The 17,715-nt window shown below is 69.3% G+C and carries 10 protein-coding genes; 6 read left to right on the forward strand and 4 right to left on the reverse strand.

Features of this window, described 5'->3' with window-relative positions; all coding sequences use genetic code 11:
• Window positions 1-163 precede the first annotated feature (163 nt).
• A complete protein-coding gene (gene glgP / locus OHA03_RS06600) occupies window positions 164-2,767 on the reverse strand; it encodes an alpha-glucan family phosphorylase (RefSeq protein ID WP_267001676.1) in 2,604 nt (867 codons plus the stop codon).
• A gap of 868 nt (window positions 2,768-3,635) precedes the next feature.
• On the opposite strand from glgP, the gene OHA03_RS06605 reads away from it, so the two are divergent.
• From OHA03_RS06605 to glgB, 4 genes are all read left to right on the forward strand, one after another.
• On the forward strand, window positions 3,636-5,702 hold the full coding sequence (locus OHA03_RS06605) for an alpha-1,4-glucan--maltose-1-phosphate maltosyltransferase (protein WP_267001678.1): 2,067 nt from the start codon (window positions 3,636-3,638) through the stop codon (window positions 5,700-5,702).
• The gene (gene treS / locus OHA03_RS06610; protein ID WP_030971416.1) at window positions 5,699-7,405 is read left to right on the forward strand and encodes a maltose alpha-D-glucosyltransferase; all 1,707 of its coding nucleotides are present in this window, start codon (window positions 5,699-5,701) and stop codon (window positions 7,403-7,405) included. Before OHA03_RS06605 ends, treS begins: the two co-directional genes overlap by 4 nt.
• A gap of 318 nt (window positions 7,406-7,723) precedes the next feature.
• Window positions 7,724-9,142 (forward strand): phosphotransferase, encoded by a 1,419-nt coding sequence (locus OHA03_RS06615; RefSeq protein WP_267001682.1) that lies wholly within the window; start codon window positions 7,724-7,726, stop codon window positions 9,140-9,142.
• 99 nt (window positions 9,143-9,241) lie between these two features.
• Window positions 9,242-11,689 (forward strand): 1,4-alpha-glucan branching enzyme, encoded by a 2,448-nt coding sequence (glgB, locus tag OHA03_RS06620; protein WP_267001684.1) that lies wholly within the window; start codon window positions 9,242-9,244, stop codon window positions 11,687-11,689.
• On the opposite strand, the gene OHA03_RS06625 is transcribed toward glgB, so the two are convergent.
• Window positions 11,646-13,856, reverse strand: coding sequence for an ATP-binding domain-containing protein (locus tag OHA03_RS06625; RefSeq protein ID WP_267007950.1), 2,211 nt, complete (start codon window positions 13,854-13,856; stop codon window positions 11,646-11,648). The two genes, glgB and OHA03_RS06625, sit on opposite strands and share 44 nt — an antisense overlap.
• A gap of 440 nt (window positions 13,857-14,296) precedes the next feature.
• Here OHA03_RS06625 and OHA03_RS06630 point away from each other — a divergent pair, with 440 nt between their 5' ends.
• The gene (locus OHA03_RS06630; RefSeq protein WP_267001686.1) at window positions 14,297-15,244 is read left to right on the forward strand and encodes a TIGR04222 domain-containing membrane protein; all 948 of its coding nucleotides are present in this window, start codon (window positions 14,297-14,299) and stop codon (window positions 15,242-15,244) included.
• Window positions 15,245-15,254: 10 nt separating this feature from the next.
• Here the strand turns inward: OHA03_RS06630 and trxA are convergent, their stop codons facing one another.
• Together trxA and OHA03_RS06640 are read right to left on the reverse strand one after the other, a co-directional pair.
• Window positions 15,255-15,596, reverse strand: coding sequence for a thioredoxin (gene trxA, locus OHA03_RS06635; protein ID WP_323181159.1), 342 nt, complete (start codon window positions 15,594-15,596; stop codon window positions 15,255-15,257).
• Window positions 15,597-15,599: 3 nt separating this feature from the next.
• Entirely contained in the window at window positions 15,600-16,004 is a 405-nt protein-coding gene (locus OHA03_RS06640) for a MerR family transcriptional regulator (protein WP_267001688.1), read from the reverse strand.
• A 293-nt stretch (window positions 16,005-16,297) separates the two neighbouring features.
• Here OHA03_RS06640 and OHA03_RS06645 point away from each other — a divergent pair, with 293 nt between their 5' ends.
• A complete protein-coding gene (locus OHA03_RS06645) occupies window positions 16,298-17,695 on the forward strand; it encodes a glycoside hydrolase family 16 protein (RefSeq protein WP_267007952.1) in 1,398 nt (465 codons plus the stop codon).
• Window positions 17,696-17,715: the final 20 nt, after the last annotated feature.

Below are 17,715 nucleotides of genomic sequence, written 5' to 3' on the forward strand. Positions count from 1 at the left end.
TCGTCAGAGCCAGTTAAGTTCACAGACATGAACATCGAGTCGAGTTGTGAACTGTGCAATGAGTGAGGAACCTAAATGCATCGCATGGACACGTCAAGGCGTTGCGTTCAGAGAACGAAGGGGCCCGGCACCTCGCAGGTACCGGGCCCCAGGTGTCGGGACATCAGCGCATCAGCACGCCCGCACCGTCTCCCGTCGCTTCCGTCGGCAGGGCGACCAGGCCCAGTTCCGCGCTGGTCGCGAGCAGCGGGTGGGCAGGAAGTACCCGCACGGTGTAGCCGTAGGGCCCCGTGCGGTCGAGGGCGAGCGGCCCCTCGTACAACCAGCGGCCCTCCAGGTCCTGACCACCGGTCGGCTTCAGCGGGAAGACCTGGGTATCCGAGATCGCGTCGGCGGAGTCGACCCGCCCGGCCACCGCCTGCACCTCCACATCGTCCGGCTCCAGTGCTCCGAGGGCGATCCGGACCCGCAGCGCCAGCGTGGACCCCAGCTCGGCCGAACTGCCCGCAGCGCTCGGTGCCACGGCCTCCACGTGGTCGACGGCGACCCGCGGCCAAGCCGCACGGACCCGGGCCTTCCAGTCCGCGAGTTCCCGCGCCGTGGCGGCGTCCAGGGAGCGGTGGGCCAGCGCGGCCGGTGCGTACAACCTCTCCACGTACTCACGCACCATGCGTCCTGCCAGAACCTTGGGCCCCAGGGAGCCCACCGTGCGGCGGACCATCTCGACCCAGCGCTCGGGCAGCCCTTCGGCGCCCCGGTCGTAGAAGCGTGGTGCGACCCGCTCCTCGATCAGTTCGTAGAGGGCATTCGCCTCCAGCTCGTCGCGCCGGTCCTCATCCATCGCGGACCCGTCCGCGGTCGGGATCGCCCAGCCGAAGTCCGGTTCGAACCACTCGTCCCACCAGCCGTCGAGCACGGACAGATTGAGACAGCCGTTGAGGGCAGCCTTCATCCCGCTCGTGCCGCACGCCTCCAGCGGGCGCAGCGGGTTGTTGAGCCAGACGTCGCAGCCCGGGTAGAGCTTCTGTGCCATCGCCATCCCGTAGTCGGGCAGGAAGACGATGCGATGGCGGACCCTGGGGTCGTCGGAGAACCGCACCAGTTCCTGGACCAGCCGCTTGCCACTGTCGTCGGCAGGGTGTGCCTTGCCTGCGACAACGATCTGAATCGGCCGGGTCGGGTGGAGCAGCAGTTCCATCAGCCGGGGACGGTCGCGCAGCATCAGGGTCAGCCGCTTGTACGAGGGCACGCGGCGGGCGAAGCCGATGGTCAGTACGTCCGGGTCCAGCACACCGTCGATCCAGCCGAGTTCGGCCGGCTCCGCGCCCCGTGTGCGCCACGAGGCGGAGAGCCTTTCGCGGACCTCGGTCACCAGCTGTTCGCGCAGGTTCCGCCGCAGGTCCCAGATCTCCCGGTCCGGGATCCCGGCTGCCGCATCCCAGCGTCCCGGCGTGCCCCCGTACCGGTCCCGGAGTTCGAAGATCTCGGGCGCGACCCACGTGGGCGCGTGCACGCCGTTGGTCACCGAGGTGATCGGCACCTCCGCAGCGTCGAATCCCGGCCACAGTCCCGCGAACATCTTCCGGCTGACCGCTCCGTGCAGGGTGGAGACACCGTTGGCACGCTGGGCCAGCCGCAGGCCCATGACCGCCATGTTGAAGAGACCGGGCTCACCGCCGGGGTAGGTCTCCATGCCCAGCTGCAGGATCCGTTCGACGCCCACGCCCGCCAGTTCACCGTCGTCGCCGAAGTGGCGAGCGATGAGCTCCCGGTCGAAGCGGTCGATTCCGGCAGGCACCGGGGTGTGGGTGGTGAAGACCGTGCCGGCCCGCACCGCCTCGACCGAGGAGTCGAAATCCAGCCCGGTGCCGGAGAGTTCGCGAATGCGTTCCAGCCCGAGGAAGCCGGCGTGTCCCTCGTTGGTGTGGAACACCTCAGGCTCCGTGTGCCCCGTGAGCCGGCAGTACGTCCGTACGGCCCGTACCCCGCCGATGCCGAGCAGCATCTCCTGCAACAGACGGTGCTCGCTGCCGCCGCCGTAGAGCCGGTCGGTGACATCCCGTTCGCCGGGCGCGTTCTCCTCCACGTCGGAGTCGAGCAGGAGCAGCGGGATGCGGCCGACCTGGGCCTGCCAGATGCGGGCGTGGAGCGAGCGGCCGCCGGGAAGGTCCAGTACCACTTGGCTCGGTGTTCCGTCGGCCTCCCGCAACAGGGTGAGCGGCAGTTCGTTCGGGTCGAGGACGGGATAGTGCTCCTGCTGCCAGCCTTCGCGCGACAGGCTCTGGCGGAAGTAGCCGTGCCGGTAGAGCAGCCCCACCCCGACGAGGGGTACGCCCAGGTCGCTGGCGGCCTTCAGATGGTCCCCGGCAAGGATGCCGAGTCCGCCGGAGTACTGGGGAAGGGCTGCGGCCACGCCGAACTCGGGCGAAAAATACGCCACGGCGGCCGGCAGTTCCGTGCCCTGCGCCTGCTGCTCCTGGTACCACCTCGGACCGTCCAGATACTCCTGGAGGGCGCCGGACACCTTGTTGAGCCGGTGCAGGAACTGCTCGTCCCGGGCCAGCTCGGCGAGCCGCCCGGCGGAGACGGCGCCGAGCAGACGTACAGGGTCGGAGTCCGCCGCCCGGCTGCCCTCCGGGGCGACGGCCTGGAAGAGCTCACGTGTCTCGGTGTGCCAGGACCAGCGCAGGTTGCGGGCGAGGTCGCTGAGCGGTTGAAGGGGGTCGGGGAGGACGGGACGCACGGTGAATCGACGAATGGCCTTCACGTATTCCACCTTTACAGGGGACGTACGAATCCGAGGGGACGCACCACGGTGTGCGCCCTCTCCGTCACCCTCGACGGTAGCGGTGTGCCGTACTGCGAAACCACGGCGCGCGACCGGCTCACACCGGGCGACGCCCGGTGAGCCGCCCGCCCCGGCCACGCCCCCGACCGAAGCCCCGCAGGCATGGGTCCCCTCCGTATCACTGCCCCCTCGGAGCAAATCACTGCACATCTGCCACGGGGGTTATGGCCGATTCCACCCCCTCGGGTGGCCTTGTGGCACCTCATCCCACAGGGAAGGCTGCCGTGTGGCGCGTACGGGGTCGGGGCGGACCGGCCGGCCACCGGCGCGACTCCGTGCGGCGAGTTCCACGTCGACAAGGAGGTTTCGGCTCATGGGACGGACACAACGACGCCCGACGCCCGGCACGGCACGCCCGAGCACCGGCAGGACGACCGCGCCGGCCGCCCCGTCACCGGGGACGGAGCCCGGCGCATTCAGACCTTCACAACTACGCCCGAGTAGTTAACAAACCACCGGATTGGCCCCCCGAGAACGATGGGAAGGCTTCTGCGGTACACAGCCCGAATACCACCCGAATGCGGATCATCTGTGATCCAGCAGCGGCTCGTATGCAGTGCGTACGCATCCGGTGTGCATCCGGTCCCCACCCGTACACCACACCCGTGCCCCAGCCATTCGAGTGCCATTCGAGTGAACGCGGACAGGAGCGGCCATGCTCACACCCCATCAGCCGACAACGGAGCAGCTAGAAAGGACGGACCCTCACAGTCGCGGCGTACTCGCTCAGCCCTTCCCGGCCTCGCCGCGCCCCGTGCAGCCCGAGCTCCAGTCCCCAGGTGATTCCATGATCGGTCGCATTCCCGTCCTCGACGTCCGCCCGCTCGTCGACTGCGGCAGAAGGCCCGCGAAGGCCGTTGCCGGTGAGACCTTCCAGGTCACGGCCACCGTGTTCCGTGAAGGCCACGACGCGGTCGCCGCCAATGCGGTTCTGCGGGATCCGAGTGGACGAACCGGCCCGTGGACACCGATGCGCGAGCTCGCCCCCGGCTCCGACCGCTGGGGCGCCGATGTCACCCCCGACTCCGAAGGGCGATGGACGTACACGGTCGAGGCCTGGAGCGATCCAGTGACCACCTGGCGTCAGCATGCCCAGATCAAGATCCCCGCCGGGATCGACTCCGCGCTCGTCCTGGCCGAGGGCGCCGCGCTGTACGAACGGGCCGCCGAGGGCGTACCGAAACGGGACGGGCGTGAGGCGGTGCTGGCCGCGGCCGACGCGCTTCGTGACGAGTCCCGTCCGGCCGCCGCCCGGCTCGCCGCCGCGCTCGCTCCAGAGGCAACCGCCGCACTCGCCCGCCACCCGCTGCGCGAGCTGGTCACCGCGGCCCGGCCGCTGCCCCTCGTCGTCGAGCGCCGACGGGCCCTGTTCGGTTCCTGGTACGAGCTGTTCCCCCGGTCCGAGGGGGCCAGGATCGAACCGGTCGAGCCGGTGAAGGCGACCAAGGCCGCCAAGAAGGGCAGGGCGGGGAAGGCTTCGGCCAGGACGGAGGAGCAACAGCAGGGAAGGATCATCAGCGGCACGTTCCGTACCGCTGCCGAGCGGCTTCCCGCTGTCGCCGCCATGGGGTTCGACGTCGTCTATCTCCCGCCCATCCACCCCATCGGAATCACCCACCGCAAGGGCCCCAACAACTCGTTGTCCCCCGCCGCCCACGATGTCGGGGTGCCGTGGGCGATCGGTTCCGCCGAAGGGGGACACGATGCAGTGCACCCCGAGCTCGGCACGCTCGACGACTTCGACCACTTCGTCGAGACCGCCCGCACCCTGCGTATGGAGATCGCGCTGGACTTCGCGCTCCAGTGCTCCCCCGACCACCCGTGGGTGGAGACGCACCCCGAGTGGTTCCACCACCGGCCGGACGGCACCATCGCCTACGCCGAGAACCCGCCCAAGAAGTATCAGGACATCTATCCGATCGCCTTCGACAAGGATCTGCGCGGCCTGGTCGCGGAGACCCTCCGCATCCTCCGGTTCTGGATGGATCACGGCGTACGGATCTTCCGCGTCGACAATCCGCACACCAAACCGGTGGTCTTCTGGGAGAAGGTGATCGCCGACATCAATCGCACCGACCCCGATGTGATCTTCCTGGCCGAAGCGTTCACCCGCCCCGCGATGATGCACACGCTCGCGACGGTCGGTTTCCAGCAGTCGTACACGTACTTCACCTGGCGCAACACCAAGCAGGAGCTCACGGAGTACATCACCGAGCTGTCGGGGGACGCGGCCTCCTACATGCGGCCCAACTTCTTCGTGAACACTCCGGACATCCTGCCGGGCTATCTCCAGGACGGCGGACGTCCGGCCTTCGAGGCCCGGGCCGTGCTCGCCGCGACGCTCTCGCCGACCTGGGGCGTGTACGCGGGGTACGAGCTGTGCGAGAACACCGCGGTGCGGGCCGGCAGTGAGGAGTACCTGAACTCGGAGAAGTACGAAATCCGGCCCAGGGACTGGGAGTCGGCGGAGCGCGAAGGCCGTTCCCTGGCTCCGCTCATCACCTCGCTCAACCGGATCAGGCGCCGCCACCCCGCCCTGCAGCAGCTGCGCGACGTGCACTTCCACTCCGCCGACAACGACGCGCTGATCGTGTACAGCAAGCGCTCGGGTTCGAACATCGTTCTGGTGGTCGTCAACCTCGACCCTCACCACACCCAGGAGGCCACGGTCTCGTTGGACATGCCGCAACTCGGCCTCGACTGGCACGAGACCGTGCCGGTGCGCGACGAGCTCGCCGGCCACACCTATCACTGGGGCAGGAACTTCTATGTGCGCCTAGAGCCGGGCGTCACGCCCGCGCACGTCGTCGTCCTGCGACCGTCCCCGCCGACCGGAGGGTCACCCACACCATGATTGTCAATGAGCCTGTCCACGACAAGTTCGAGGACACCCCCGCCAAGGACCGGGATCCCGACTGGTTCAAGCGCGCCGTCTTCTACGAGGTCCTCGTCCGGTCCTTCCAGGACTCCAACGGTGACGGCATCGGTGACCTCAAGGGTCTCACCGCCAAGTTGGACTACCTGCAGTGGCTGGGCGTCGACTGCCTCTGGCTGCCGCCGTTCTTCAAGTCGCCGCTGCGCGACGGCGGCTACGACGTCTCCGACTACACCGCGGTACTGCCGGAGTTCGGCGATCTCGCCGACTTCGTGGAGTTCGTCGATGCCGCGCACCAGCGCGGAATGCGCGTGATCATCGACTTCGTCATGAACCACACGAGCGATCAGCACGACTGGTTCCAGCAGTCCCGCAGCGACCCCGACGGCCCGTACGGCGACTACTACGTCTGGGCCGACGACGACAAGCAGTTCCAGGACGCCCGGGTCATCTTCGTCGACACCGAGACGTCCAACTGGACCTTCGACCCGGTGCGCAAGCAGTACTACTGGCACCGGTTCTTCTCCCACCAGCCCGATCTCAACTACGAGAACCCGGCGGTGCAGGAGGAGATCATCTCCGCACTCCGCTTCTGGCTGGATCTCGGTATCGACGGCTTCCGCGTCGACGCCGTGCCGTACCTCTACCAGCGGGAGGGCACCAACTGCGAGAACCTCCCGGAGACCCACCAGTTCCTCAAGCGGCTCCGCAAGGAGATCGACGCGCACTACCCGGACACCGTGCTGCTCGCCGAAGCCAATCAGTGGCCGGAAGACGTCGTCGACTACTTCGGCGACTTCCCGGCCGGCGGCGACGAATGCCATATGGCCTTCCACTTCCCGGTGATGCCGCGGATCTTCATGGCCGTACGGCGCGAGAGCCGCTACCCGGTCTCCGAAATCCTGGCGAAGACCCCGGAGATCCCGTCCGGCTGTCAGTGGGGCATCTTCCTGCGCAACCACGACGAGCTCACGCTCGAGATGGTCACGGACGAAGAGCGCGACTACATGTACGCGGAGTACGCCAAGGATCCTCGGATGCGGGCGAACATCGGCATCCGGCGGCGGCTCGCACCCCTGCTGGACAACGACCGCAACCAGATCGAGCTGTTCACGGCACTGCTCCTGTCCCTGCCGGGCTCCCCGATTCTGTACTACGGGGACGAGATCGGGATGGGCGACAACATCTGGCTGGGCGACCGGGACGCCGTACGGACCCCGATGCAGTGGACGCCCGACCGGAACGCGGGATTCTCCTCCAGCGATCCGGGGCGCCTCTATCTCCCCACGATCATGGATCCGGTCTACGGCTACCAAGTGACCAATGTCGAGGCGTCGATGGCCTCGCCGTCGTCACTGCTGCACTGGACACGGCGGATGATCGAGATCCGTAAGCAGAATCGGGCATTCGGTCTCGGCTCGTACAGCGAACTGCCGTCATCGAACCCCGCCGTGCTCGCCTTCACCCGTGAGTACAAGGACGATCTCGTCCTGTGCGTGCACAACTTCTCGCGGTTCGCGCAGCCGACGGAGCTCGATCTGCGGTTGTTCAACGGGCGTCATCCGGTGGAGCTGATCGGTGGGGTGCGCTTCCCCGCGATCGGTCAGTGGCCCTATCTGCTGACTCTCGCCGGGCACGGGTTCTACTGGTTCCGGTTGCGGAAGGACGCGCCGCCTAGCTGATGCGGGGTCAATTCCCGCCACAGATGGCGGGGCGGTTTCCGCCGCCCCGCACGGGGCAGTCTCCCCCACATCGAGCTCTTCAGGGCTCTTCGGGGTTCTTCAGGGCTCTTCAGACAGTTACAGAACTTCGGGGCCCTTCGGGGCGGCTCTCCCGGAGCAGATCGAGTCCTTCCGGGGCCTCGTGCCTTTTCGAGGCCCTCACGTCGAGTCCGTACGGACCATCCTGACCCGACACGTCCCGCACAGCCGGACAGCTATTGCCGCAATCCGGGACACTCTTCGCATCCTGTGGTGTGCCCGGGGAAAGGACGCGATGCCATGTCGGAGGCTGCATCCACTCGGGTCGCCCTCGCGAACAGCACAGCCCTGCTCCCGTCACTCGCCCCACTGCTGCATGAATGGCTGCCCCGGCAGCGGTGGTTCGCGGGCAAGGGACGGCCGGTCACGGCCTTCTCCCTTGTCTCGGCGACCGAAATACTGCCGGTGGATGCCGATTCCACCGGCTTCGGCCAGGGGACCGGCTCCGGGACGGGGCCGGGACTGCTCCATCTGCTGATCCGGGTCCACCAGCCGTCCCTGCCCGCCCAGTCGCCCGACGACTGCTACCAAATGCTGCTCGGGGTACGGTCCACGCTGCCGCCACGGCTCGCCCCGGCCCTCATCGGCCATGTGGCGGGCGGTCCGCTCGCCGGCCGGACGGTCTACGAGGGGCTGCACGACCCGCGCCTCGCCGAACTCCTGCTGGAACGGCTCCGTACCCCCGGCACCCTCGGCACCCTCCGCTTCGACCGGGGCGCGGCCCCCATCCCTGCCGGGCTCACCCCCCGCGTGCTCGACACCGAGCAGTCCAACTCCTCCCTCGTTTTTGGCAACGCCTATATCTTCAAGATCTTCCGCCGGGTCTTCCCCGGTACGAACCCGGATCTGGAACTGCCGCTCGCTCTCTCCCGGGAGGGCTGCGGGCGGGTGCCGGAACCCGTCGCCTGGTTCGAGGCGACGGCCCCGGAGCCACTCACCCTCGGCGTTCTCCAGCCATTCCTGCGCGGCGCGGAGGACGGCTGGCAGCTGGCGCTGCGCGCGCTGGGCGCGGGCCATGACTTCACCCGCGAGGCCCGCGCCCTGGGACGGGCCACGGCCGAGGTGCACACGGCGCTCGCCACCGCCCTGCCGACGCCCGTGCTGGGCAGCGCCCAGACCGAGCATCTCGCCGCCGGTATGCTGCAGCGGCTGGAGGCGGCCGCCCAGGCCGTGCCGGCTCTCGTGCCCTACGTCCCCGGGCTGCGCACCGCGTTCGACGCCGTTGCCGCGCTGGGCCACAAGGGCCGCAGCTGGGCCGCACAGCGCGTCCACGGCGACCTCCATCTCGGCCAGACGCTGCGCGCGGCCGACGGTTTCTGGTCACTGATCGACTTCGAGGGCGAACCGACGCGCCCGCTCCTGGAACGCCGCCGTCCGCAGCCGCCGGTGCGCGACATCGCGGGCATGCTCCGCTCCTTCGACTACGCGGCCCGCTCGCACCGGCCCTGGAACGCCGAGTGGGCGGCCCGCTGCCGATCGGCGTACTGCGACGGGTATGCGGAGGCAGCGGGCGTCGATCCGCGCAGCGAACCGGAGTTGTTGCGGGCCCATGAGACGGACAAGGCGGTGTACGAGGTGCTGTACGAGGCCCGGCACCGGCCCGACTGGCTGCCGGTCCCGATGGCCGCGATCCACCGCCTGGCCGCCGCCGTCGACTGATGCCCCGCGCGGTGCGCGCCATCTTCGGCCGGGCGGCTCCTTCCCTGCCCGGGCCACCTGATTCCTGCCTCACCAACACCCCTCGAGGAGGCTGTCCCTGTGACCGCCCGCAAGTCGTCCCGCAACGCGCCCGATCCCACCGCGACCCCATCAGCGCCCGCGGCCAAGCCGACCCCGGCGGCCAAGCCGGCCTCCGCAGCCCCAGCGGCCACCACGGCACTCTCAGCCTCCAAGGCCACTGCAGCACCCTCGGCACCCGCGGGCTCGGCGACCTCCCCGGCCAAGCGGAAGAAGACAGCAGAGAAGCGGGCCGATGCCTCTCCCCCGCGGCCGCGGCGTGGCGGTGGCCGCGGCGTCCGGCCGGTGCGGGCCCTCGACGACGCCGACCGGGCGCGGCTGCTCGCCGGTGAGCACCATGCCCCGCACGATCTGCTCGGCGCACACATGGTCCGCGGCGGTGTGGCGATCCGGGTGCTCCGTCCGTACGCGCGATCGGTGACCGTACTCGCCAAGGGGCTGCGGACCGAGCTGCACGACGACGGCGACGGCCTCTTCTCCGGACTGCTGCCGATGCCGTCCGTCCCCGAGTACCAACTCCTGGTCGGCTACGCGGACAACGAGATCGAGGTCCATGATCCGTACCGTTTCCTGCCCGCGCTCGGCGATCTCGATCTGCATCTGATCGGCGAGGGGCGGCACGAGGAGCTGTGGACCGCCCTCGGCGCACAGCCCATGGAGCATCAGGGGGTCGCCGGTACGCGGTTCACCGTCTGGGCGCCCAATGCCCGCGGTGTGCGGGTCATCGGGGACTTCAACTACTGGGACGGCACGGGCTTCCCGATGCGTTCGCTCGGTTCCAGCGGGGTCTGGGAGCTGTTCCTCCCCGCGATCGGCGAGGGTGCGCTCTACAAGTTCGACATCTGCCGCCCGGACGGTACGCACACGGTGCGCGCCGACCCGATGGCCCGCCACACCGAGGTCCCGCCCGCCAATGCCTCGGTCGTGACGGCCTCGCACCATGAGTGGCAGGACCAGGAGTGGATGGCGCACCGCGGGGACGTACCCGTGCACGAGGCACCGTTGTCCGTGTACGAGGTGCATCTGCCGTCCTGGCGGCCGGGACTCACGTACCGCCGGCTCGCCGAGCAACTTCCGGCCTATGTAAGGGATCTGGGGTTCACACATGTGGAGCTGATGCCGGTCTCCGAGCATCCCTTCGGCGGCTCCTGGGGCTATCAGGTCACCGGCTTCTTCGCCCCGACCTCGCGCATGGGCACCCCCGATGACTTCCGGTATCTGATCGACGCGCTGCACCGGTCCGGCATCGGCGTCATCGTCGACTGGGTGCCCGCGCACTTCCCGCGCGACGACTGGGCGCTCGCCGAGTTCGACGGCCGCCCGCTGTACGAGCACTCGGACCCGGCACGCGCCGCGCACCCCGACTGGGGCACGCTCGAGTTCGACTTCGGCCGCACGGAGGTGCGCAACTTCCTGGTCGCCAACGCCTCGTACTGGTGCGAGGAGTTCCACATCGACGGGCTGCGGGTCGACGCCGTCGCCTCGATGCTCTACCTCGACTACTCGCGCGAGGACGGGGGATGGTCCCCGAACGAGCACGGCGGCCGGGAGAATCTGGATGCTGTCGCCTTCCTCCAGGAGATGAACGCCACCGTGTACCGGCGGAATCCCGGCGTCGTCACCATCGCCGAGGAGTCCACCGCCTGGGACGGCGTCACGCGCGCCACCCACCATGTCGGCCCCGGCGGCTTCGGCGGGCTCGGCTTCGGACTGAAGTGGAACATGGGCTGGATGCACGACTCCTTGGAGTACATGTCGAAGGAGCCGGTGCACCGCAAGTACCACCACAACGAGATGACCTTCTCGATGGTGTACGCGTACAGCGAGAACTACGTGCTGCCGATCTCGCACGACGAGGTGGTGCACGGCAAGCGGGCGCTGGTGTCGAAGATGCCCGGCGACTGGTGGCAGCAGCGCGCCAACCACCGGGCGTATCTCGGCTACATGTGGGCGCACCCGGGCAAGCAGCTGCTGTTCATGGGGCAGGAGTTCGCCCAGGGCGCCGAGTGGTCGGAGGGCCACGGCCCGGACTGGTGGCTGCTCGACCCGTCGTACGCGGCGGAGGCGGACCACCGGGGCGTACGGGACCTGGTGCGTGAGCTGAACACGGTATACGGGGCGACACCGGCGCTGTGGCAGCGGGACACCGTCCCCGAGGGCTTCGCCTGGGTCGACGGCGGAGCCGCCGAGGACAACGTCTTCGCCTTCCTGCGTTTCGACGCGGACGGTTCGCCGCTGCTCGCGGTGTCGAACTTCTCGCCGGTGGTCCGCCACGACTACCGGCTGGGCGTGCCGCCGTCCGTGTCCGCCTGGGCGGAGGTGCTCAACACGGACGCGGCACGGTACGGCGGCGGTGACGTCCTCAACCCGGATCCGCTGAAGCCGGAGTCCGTCGCCGCCCACGGTCACCGTACGAGCGTCCAGCTCACTCTGCCTCCGCTGGCGACGGTGTGGCTGAAGCCGGTGTGATGATGCCGAGCCGCTGGGTGGCCCGGGTCAGCGCCACATAGAGATCGTTGGGGGTCATCAGCCCGGGCGCGACGACGAGAACCGTGTCGAACTCCAGGCCCTTGGCCTGGCGCGGGTCGAGCAGGACGACGGGCCGGTGCAGATCCAGCGGCCCGTCGTCGAGTCCGGTGAGTTGCGCGTGGAGCTCGCGCGGGGCGATGACGGCGAGCCTGCCCTCCGCCGGGGTCTCCGCCTCGGCGAGCCCGGCCACCTCGGCGAGCGGCAGGGTGCGCTCCCAGGGCCGTGCACCGGTGGCGCGGATGGAGCGCGGGGGTTCGAAGGCGGGATCGGTGGCCCGGCGCCGTTCGGCCGCGTACTCCATGATCTCGGCGGGCGTACGGTAGTTGACCCCGAGCCGGGCGAGCTGCCAGCGGTCCTGGACGTACGGCGCGAGGATCTCCTGCCAGGAGTCGCAGCCTGCCAGGTCGCCGGTCTGGGCCGGATCGCCGACCAGGGTCATCGAGCGGGTCGGGCTGCGGCGCATCAGCAGCCGCCAGGCCATGGCCGACAGCTCCTGTGCCTCGTCGACGATGATGTGCCCGAACGCCCAGGTCCGGTCGGCGGCGGCGCGCTCGGCGGCGCTGCGGTGGTCGGCCTCCTCCTGACGCTCGGCGAACCGTTCGGCGTCGATGATGTCGTGCGCCGCGAGGACCTCGGAGGCGTCCTCGTCGAGGTCCTCCTTGTCCTCGAACTCGTAGGTACGGGAGGCGTACGAGACGTCGAGGACGCCCTGCGCGTAGGCGATCTGGCGGGCCCGCTCGGCCTCGGCGGCGGCCCGGGCAGCGGAGTCGTCCGCACCGAGCAGTTCGGCGGCCTCGTCGAGGAGGGGCACGTCGGCAGGCGTCCAGACGGCCTTCTTCACGCGCCGGAGCAGCTCGGCGTCGTCCTCGGCCAGATGCGTGGGCTCCTCCAGATAGTCGGCGAGAAACTCCTGCGGGGTGAGCGGGGGCCACAGGGAGGTGATGGCGGCGTGCACCTCCGCGCTGGCGGCGATGCCCTTGCCGAGCTGCGCGATGTCGTCGGGGCCGAGGAAGTTCGGTCCGCCGTAGGGGTCGGCGCCGATGCGGTCGGCGAGCTGCGTGGTGAGATCGTCGATGATCCGGAAGGCGAAGGTGGGCAGGGCGAGATTGTGCGGCAGCCCGGTCTCGCGGGCCTTGTGCCGCGCTTCGACTGCCATGTCCCAGTCGAGGATCAGCTCCCCGTCGTCGTGCGCGATGACGATCGGCTCGCCCTTCTCGGGCACCTGCTGCCGGTCCCGTACGGCCTCGGCCAGTACGCCGGCCATCTCCGCCCGGCCCTTGACGGCGGCCGCCGCGGGGCTGTCGGTGCCGGTGGCGTGCACGCCGGGGAACAGTTCGGCGACCGTCGACAGCAGCACACCGGTCTCACCGAGCGAGGGCAGCACGTCGCCGATGTAGCCGAGGAAGGCCGGGTTGGGCCCGACGATCAGCACGGCCCGCTTGGCGAGCTGTTCCCGGTCCGCGTACAGCAGATACGCGGCCCGGTGCAGCGCGACCGCGGTCTTCCCGGTGCCCGGCCCTCCCTCGACGACGAGCACCCCGCGCTGCGGGGCGCGGATGATGTGGTCCTGCTCGGCCTGGATGGTCGAGACGATGTCGCCCATCCGGCCCGTGCGGGCGCTGGTCAGCGCGGCGAGCAGCACCTCGTCGGCGTCGTGCGACTCGTATCCGGTGCGGGTGGTGTCGGCGAGATCCATGATCTCGTCGTGCAAGTCGGTGACCGTGCGCCCCTGCGTGGTGATGTGCCTCCTGCGGCGCAGCCCCATCGGTTCATATCCGGTCGCGAGATAGAACGGCCGCGCGACGGGAGCCCGCCAGTCGATCAGCAACGGGGTCCGCTCGGCGTCTTCCTGCCGGATTCCGATGCGCCCGATGTGATAGGTGACTCCGTCGCGCCTGTCGATCCGTCCGAAACAGAGTCCCGTGACGGCGGCATTCAGCGCGGCGAGCGAGGCGGAGTGCTCGGCGACGCCGATATCGCGCTCCACCCGCGCCTGTCGACCGGTGCTGAGCTGCGCGATCGTGGCATGCATGGCGGCCTCGGCCGCTGCCCGGAGCTGGTCGAGCCGCTCGTGGGCGAGGGAGACGAATTGCTGTTCCTGCCGCATTTCCTCGCTTGACAATTCAGCTCCTGACGCGATAGAGTATGTTTATTGAAGTCCTCCGCGTATTGCACAGTATGCGCACACGGAACTATTCAATATAGGCGAAGAAATACCCCGGCCGTCAATTCGGACCGGGGTTTTTGTTTGCGTCCATGGAGATGCTCGGCAGAGGGTCGGCGCGGCGCCCGTCACATCGAGCGCGGCGCGCAGCCGTGCGAGGATGCCCCGCCACAAGCCGGAGTCGCCCCGGAGAGCCGCGAGCCCGGAGTCGGGCGCAAGGATGCGATCGATGGCCCGGCCCGCGAGCACGGGGGGAAGCAAGCGTTCGGAACAAGCTCAGAAAAAGCTCTGAAATCAGGCCGGTCGTGATTGAGCAGGATTGGCACGGAGATACCCCTCGCATACACACATTCGTCCGGAACATGTCCGGATCGGGGGCTGCCATGTGGACCACACTCACGCTCATCGACGCCGCGACCGCACTGGTCGCTGCCACCGCCTGCCTGGCCCTCTCCGGTCGGCGACTGCTGCCGTGGCGGCGCAGGGAGCGCGCGCCCGAACTGGGTCCGTACGATGCGGCGTTTCTGGCGGGCGGACCGGAGCGGGTGGTGGAGGCGGCGCTCCACACCCTGTGGGGCAGTGACAACAACGTCGTGATCGGGTCGGGTGGGCGGCTGCGGTTGCCCGAGCCCTGGTCGGAACCCGAGCATCCGGTGGAGCATGCCGTGGTCGAGAAGTGGCGGACCTCCGGCTCCACGACCCCGACGCTACTGCGGGTACGGGCGGTGCGGGCGGGGGCCGTACGCGAGATCGGCGACCGGCTCGTCTCGTACGGTCTGCTGATGGCCCCGCCACGCGCCCTGGCCCGTCTGTACGCCGCACGTGGCCTGGCCGTCGTGGTGTGCGGCACAGCGGTCCTGGCCGCCTTGGCCCTCCCGCAGGGGCTGCGGCAGACGGCACCGTTCATCGTGGTGGGCGCCTGCTGTCTGGCCGTGCGGGTGCTGTGCCCGGCGCGGGGTCCGCTGACCCCGGCGGGCCGTCGCCGCCTCGCAGCGATACGCACCGGCGAGGTGTGGGCATCGGCCGCGCTCGGGGACGTGGTGTTCGACGGGCGCAGCGCGCTGCCGGGTGAGCGCCGGCGCTCTCGGCGGTGGGACGGGGGCGGGGGCCGTCTGCCGTCGGTGGGCCGGATGCTGATCAAGTACGGAAAGGCACTGGATTCGGACGACGACGACCGGACCCCGGACAGCAGTGTTACCGGCAGCGACCACAGCTCCTACGGATCCGGCAGCTCCCACGACTCGTACGGCTCCCACGGCTCCTCGTACGACGGAGGAGGTCACCACCACAGCTGCGGCGGTGGCAGCAGCTGTGGTGGCGGAAACTACTGAGCGTTATTGCTCACACCTTCTCGAACACGTCCTCCAGCTCCTGCAGGAGCCTGCGCTTGGGCCGGGCGCCCACCATCGACTTCACCGGCTCGCCGGACCGGAACACCATCAGGGTCGGCATCGAGAGCACTGCGTACCGGCTCGTGATCCCGGGGTTGTGGTCGACATCGAGCTGGACGACCTTGATGCGGCCGGCCTCCTCGGCGGCGATCGCGCTGAGCACGGGGGCGAGCTGGCGGCAGGGTCCGCACCAGTCGGCGGTGAACTCGACCAGTACGGGGAGCTCGGCCCCCAGCACCTCCCCGTCGAAGGTGACGTCGGTGACCTCGGCCACGCCCTCTGCATGAATCATCTGTCATCCTCCCAGTTCACAACGTGGTTCCGGGCCGCCAGGCAGCTCGGCCGCGGCCTCCAGCTCGGCCCTCGCCAGCTCTGCGCCCACCTGGGCGCGGACCGACTGGAGCTGCTCGATGAGCGAGTCGAGCTCGCCGAGCTTGCGCCGGTAGACGGCGAGCGAGGCGGGGCAGGCGTCACCGGCCGGGTGGCCTGCGCGCAGGCACTCGACGAACGGCCGGGTCTCCTCCAGATCGAACCCGAAGTCCTGCAGGGTCCGGATCTGCTGCAGCAGCCGCAGATCGTGCTCGTCGTACGTGCGGTACCCGTTCACGGCCCGCCGCGCAGGCAGCAGTCCGCGTGACTCGTAGTAGCGCAGAGTCCGCGTCGTCGTCCCGGCCCGCTCGGCCAGCTCCCCGATTCGCATGCTTCGACCGTAAAGGTTGACGCGGGCGTCAGGGCAAGCGCGGGGCTCTCCTTGCCCAGGCATTCCTTCAACTGCCTTTTACATTCAAGAAGTTAAGAGTGCGTCGCCATTGACGGCCCCCTGGCGTGCACCTACAAAAAGCATGAGAGCGCTCTCAAGACCGGTACCTCGTTCCCGCTCCCCCGCCCCCACCGGAGAGGTGTTCCTTGAACGCGAGCCGCATCCACCTGCCCGCTCACTCCCCCACGTCCGCTCCCCGCAGACGCACCACCGCACTCGCCGCGCTGACCGTGATGGCCCTGGTCCTGGCCGGGCTGGCCACCGTCCTCGGCTCCGGGTCCGCACGCGGCGCCGTCCCGCCCGCGCCTGGCTGGGACCTGAAGTGGAGTGACGACTTCAACGGCGCCGACCGCTCCCTCCCCTCGGCCGCGAACTGGCAGATCGACACCGGCCACGCCTACCCGGGTGGCCCCGCGAACTGGGGCACGGGTGAGATCCAGAACTACACCGCCAACCCCGACAACCTAAGCCTCGACGGCAACGGCAACCTGCGGATCACCCCGCTCCGGGACGGTGCGGGCAACTGGACCTCCGGCCGGGTCGAGACAACACGCTCCGACTTCAAGGCCCCGGCGGGCGGCACTCTGCGCATCGAGAGCCGGATCCAGATGCCGAACGTCACCGGGAACGCGGCGCTCGGCTACTGGCCCGCGTTCTGGGCGCTCGGCTCCCCGTACCGTGGCAACTACTGGAACTGGCCGGGTATCGGCGAGTTCGACGTCATGGAGAACGTCAACGGGATCAGCTCCGTCTGGGGCGTGCTGCACTGCGGTGTCAACCCGGGCGGCCCGTGCAACGAGACGACCGGAATCGCCAACAACCGGGCCTGCCCCGGCTCCAGTTGCCAGTCGGCGTTCCACACGTACACGTTCGAGTGGGACCGCTCCGTCACCCCCAATGTGCTGCGCTGGTACGTGGACGGCCAGCAGTTCCACTCCGTCTCCCAGAGCCAGCTGGACGCCGGCACCTGGGCCAACATGACCGAGCACGCGGGGTACTTCATCCTCCTCAACCTCGCGATCGGCGGTGCGTTCCCCAATGCGCTGGGCGGCAGCACCCCCACCGCGGAGACCGTCCCGGGCCGCCCCATGCTCGTCGACTACGTCGGTGTCTGGACCAAGGGCGGCGGGGGCGGCACCGACCCGACCGATCCGCCGTCCGGCTCCTCCGACCTCACGCTCCGCTCCGGTGGCGGTCTCGGTGCGGCTGAGGCGTCCGGCTCGGCCGCTACGCTCGCCTCGGCCGGCGGCGCCACCTACGACGGCACCCCGCACAGCCCGCAGACCTTCACTGCCTCGGGCATCACCCGGACGTACAACGGCGGCTCCACCCGGTTCGACCTGTTCGTCGACGCGGGCACGACCGTCGCCAACGGGCAGCAGATGAGGGTGAGTTACGACCGTACGGGCGACGGGACCTGGGACCGGACGGAGACGTACAACTACTTTCCCACCGACCCCGTCCCCGGCTACGAGCACTACACGCAGAGCAAGGGACTCATGGCCTCGACCGGGAGCCAGGGAAATCTGATGAACGGCAAGGTCAAGGTGGAGATCTGGAACGCCATCGGCAATGGTTCCAGCGCGGTCGGGATCGGCAACCAGTCGGTCGTGCACATCCCCTTCGGCTGAACGCACAGCTGACATACGTG

The sequence above is a fragment of the Streptomyces sp. NBC_00154 genome (genome assembly GCF_026342835.1).
In the GTDB taxonomy this organism is placed as follows: domain Bacteria; phylum Actinomycetota; class Actinomycetes; order Streptomycetales; family Streptomycetaceae; genus Streptomyces.